We start from the raw sequence: 3,039 nt of genomic DNA on the forward strand, positions 1-3,039 counted from the left end.
GCCGGATGAAGTCCTGAACGTGTGGCTCCAGCCGGTGAAAAGCATTTTTTGGCAAGGGTTTATGACGCTGTTCCCGTGCCAGCGAATCCGCTCTCCTGCAGGAGTAAACGCCGTTAAAAGTGGGGTCTGTATTGCGTCTGAGTTCCCTGCTGATGGTAGACCGCGGGAGATCAAGCTCTCTGGCGATGGTAGCCGGTTTGACACCTTCACCACGCCGCTTTTTCAATGTAGAACCGCTCTTTCTGAGTCAGATGTTTTCCCTGCATGCAACAGGCTCTCCAGTAGGACCAGAACGGAGATTTTATCCGGGTCTGGCCAGTGGGTCACTTTGTTGCGTTTCGAGTGGGTATGGGCGTGTGACTGCCCGCCACGCTGCAAATCCAGCGCTGAGTAGCGACTCAGTCGCAGCGCTTCTTCCAGCGGCATCTAAAACACTGATTCCACTTCGCTCTCGTTAGCCTGCCAGTTCAGACCCGACGGAAGCACGCCGACGACCGGCGTGACCTAGAACCCGGTTCTGCTGGTGACCCGCAGGCAGAATGCCGACCACGGTGACCGCCGGCGGCGGGATCGCGACTTCCTAAGCAGCTTCGCGCAAGGCGGTGGCCACTAGGGATGCATCTATCATTCGACCGGGAAATGCCACCTGCCCGGCATGTTTACGTAGTGTGGCGTCACGGCGGGTCAGCAACAGGGTTAGGCTGGCATGAGCGACGATCAGCACCAAGATGGCGGCCTGCCGACGCGGTAAATTCTGCTGCCCGGCAGCGGGCGGTTGCAGAATAGAACGCACCAAAAAGCGCTCCAGCACCGGGTTGTTATGCGTCATCTGTCAGCTGCTCCAGGCAGGGTAAAATGCGGTTTACTTTGTCGAAGGTTTCCTGATATTCCGCTGCTTCTTCACTGTCGGCTACGATCCCGCCTCCGGCAGCACAATAAATGGTGCCACGCTCGGCAATCAGCGTGCGGATGGTAATGCTGGTGTCCATGCGCCCGCAGACGCTGAGATAGCCGATACTGCCACACCAGACATTACGCCGCTGCGGTTCCAGCTCTTCAATAATTTCCATCGCCCGTACTTTCGGCGCACCGGTAATTGACCCGCCAGGGAAGCAGGCGCGCAGCAGATCGCAGGCGGAAAGTGCAGGTTTTAACTCGGCAGTGATGGTGCTGACCAGATGATGCACCGCTGGGAACGGCTCAACTACAAACAGCTCAGGCACTTTAACGCTGCCCGGGGTCGCAACGCGCCCGATATCGTTACGCAGCAGGTCAACAATCATAAGATTCTCGCTGCGATCCTTTTGCGACTGCGCCAGTTTCTCTCTCTGCAGGCGGTCAGCTAGGGGATCGGCCAAACGCGGCAGCGTGCCTTTAATCGGGCGCGTTTCAATCTGCTGACGCCGCAGTTTGATAAACCTTTCTGGCGACAGGCTGAGGATCGTGCTGTCTTGCAGGCGCAGAAAAGCGCTAAACGGGGCGCGATTGGCTGCACACAGCTGGCGGAATGCCTGCCATTCATTGCCCGCGTAGCTGGCGTTGAAGCGCTGCGCGAGATTCACCTGATAGCAGTCGCCGGAGAGCAGCCACTGCTGCACCTGTCGGAACTTCTCACCATACTCTTCACGCGACATATTCGCCTGCCAGCTGCTGGTCAGGCGAAAGGCGGGCTGAGCTGCCGCCTGCTGGTCGTCCAGCCAGGTCAGGCGCGCTTGCGCGTCGCCATGCACTACCAGCGTCAACTTTTGCAGATGGTGATCGGCAATCAGCGCCCAGTCGTAAATGCCAACCGCCATATCCGGCGTGATCAGCTGTTGCTGTGCTGCTGCGGGCAGTTTTTCAAAGCGTCGACCCAGGTCATAGCTAAACAGGCCAAGCGCACCGCCCTGAAACGGCAAGCTGTCATTATGCTCAGCACACAGGCCGCAGTTTTCTAGCTGCTGCTGCAGCAGCGCGAGTGGGTCATCCTCACTGACTATCGTCCCGGCGGCGCGCTCAATCACCGTCTGTGCGCCGCGCGTTGTCATGGTGATACACGGCTGTGCTACTAGGATATCAAAGCGGTTATCGCTGTGTTCGGCAAAGCTGGAATGCAGCAGCATCGCCCATGGCAGATGGTAAAGCGTGGCAAACCGATCGACCAACGCATCTGGCGTATACTTCAGAGGATGATAGACAGGCGACATGGTTCTTCAGCAGACAAATGTATACAGGTAGGCAAGTTTGGCATATTTTCAAGCCGCTGGCATCTCTTTGTCGCCCGTGGAATAATCCCGCAGCAAATCCACCTAGGAGTCACTATGTTTACAGGATTACCCGCGCTGTCGTACGAAAAGCAGCAACAGGCCGTAGAGCGCATTCAGGAACTGATGGCAAATGGCATGAGCAGTGGCGAGGCCATTGGAATGGTGGCGGCTGAAATTCGTGAGAATTGCACGGGCGGACATGTTCCGGTGATGTTTGACGAAGGTGAAGAAGACTACATGGGCGACAACAACCACGACGAAGAAGACGAAGAAGAGTAAGTGGTTTATCCCTGCCAGCTGCCGTCAGGGGAAAGAGGTTACTTAGCGAATTCAGATAATAAGTGCAACGCTCGGTCATGTAGATGGAGGGACGGTTAGCTACCGATAAGCTATCCTGCTCTTCCGACTAAAGATGAGCGAGTAACTATGAAATATCAGCAGTTAACCGAAGGATTACGATACCAGATAGCTCTGTTGTGTGAAGACAAAGTTAGTCAGGCCGAAATTGGTCGCCGGTTAGGCATCTGTAAGTCAACAGTCTCGCGGGAACTGCGCCGTAATCGCTCTGTAGATGGCTACCAGCCCTGCGGTAGCGCAGAAGCTCAGCACCAGCCACCGCAAGGCTGCCGGCAAACGCCGGATACATGAGGATACGGTCTTCTTTGGTTTCTTTGGTAGAGTCATAGGACGTGGTGTAAATTTGGAAGGATGGTGAGAGCCATCGGCTTATCCGGTAAGGTAATGGTTAATCAGACAATTATCTCAGAAGGAGTCAACCGATGGCCGACAACAG

The 3,039-nt window shown here is 55.8% G+C and carries 2 protein-coding genes and 3 pseudogenes; 2 read left to right on the forward strand and 3 right to left on the reverse strand.

The window, feature by feature from the left end; genetic code table 11:
- From BBW68_RS16695 to pabB, 3 genes and pseudogenes are all read right to left on the reverse strand, one after another.
- Positions 1-226: pseudogene (locus BBW68_RS16695) on the reverse strand (helix-turn-helix domain-containing protein); the annotation flags it as partial.
- Between the two features lie 128 nt (positions 227-354).
- Positions 355-829: pseudogene (locus BBW68_RS19855) on the reverse strand (CoA pyrophosphatase); the annotation flags it as partial.
- Positions 819-2,186: an aminodeoxychorismate synthase component 1 gene (gene pabB, locus BBW68_RS10745; protein WP_070135358.1), complete on the reverse strand. Its 1,368-nt coding sequence runs from the start codon at positions 2,184-2,186 to the stop codon at positions 819-821. The pseudogene BBW68_RS19855 and the gene pabB, both read right to left, overlap by 11 nt.
- Before the next feature lie 114 nt (positions 2,187-2,300).
- On the opposite strand from pabB, the gene BBW68_RS10750 reads away from it, so the two are divergent.
- Together BBW68_RS10750 and BBW68_RS16700 are read left to right on the forward strand one after the other, a co-directional pair.
- Positions 2,301-2,525 (forward strand): YoaH family protein, encoded by a 225-nt coding sequence (locus tag BBW68_RS10750; protein ID WP_070135359.1) that lies wholly within the window; start codon positions 2,301-2,303, stop codon positions 2,523-2,525.
- Positions 2,526-2,672: 147 nt separating this feature from the next.
- Positions 2,673-2,879: pseudogene (locus BBW68_RS16700) on the forward strand (helix-turn-helix domain-containing protein); the annotation flags it as partial.
- Positions 2,880-3,039 lie beyond the last annotated feature (160 nt).

Source organism: Candidatus Erwinia dacicola (assembly GCF_001756855.1).
Classification (GTDB): Bacteria; Pseudomonadota; Gammaproteobacteria; order Enterobacterales; family Enterobacteriaceae; genus Erwinia; species Erwinia dacicola.

What these genes read in the sequence shown, in the direction of transcription:
- BBW68_RS10750 (WP_070135359.1), top strand. Translation starts at nt 2,301, where the DNA reads ATGTTTACAGGATTACCCGCGCTGTCGTACGAAAAGCAGCAACAGGCC.
- pabB (WP_070135358.1), bottom strand. Translation starts at nt 2,186, where the DNA reads ATGTCGCCTGTCTATCATCCTCTGAAGTATACGCCAGATGCGTTGGTC.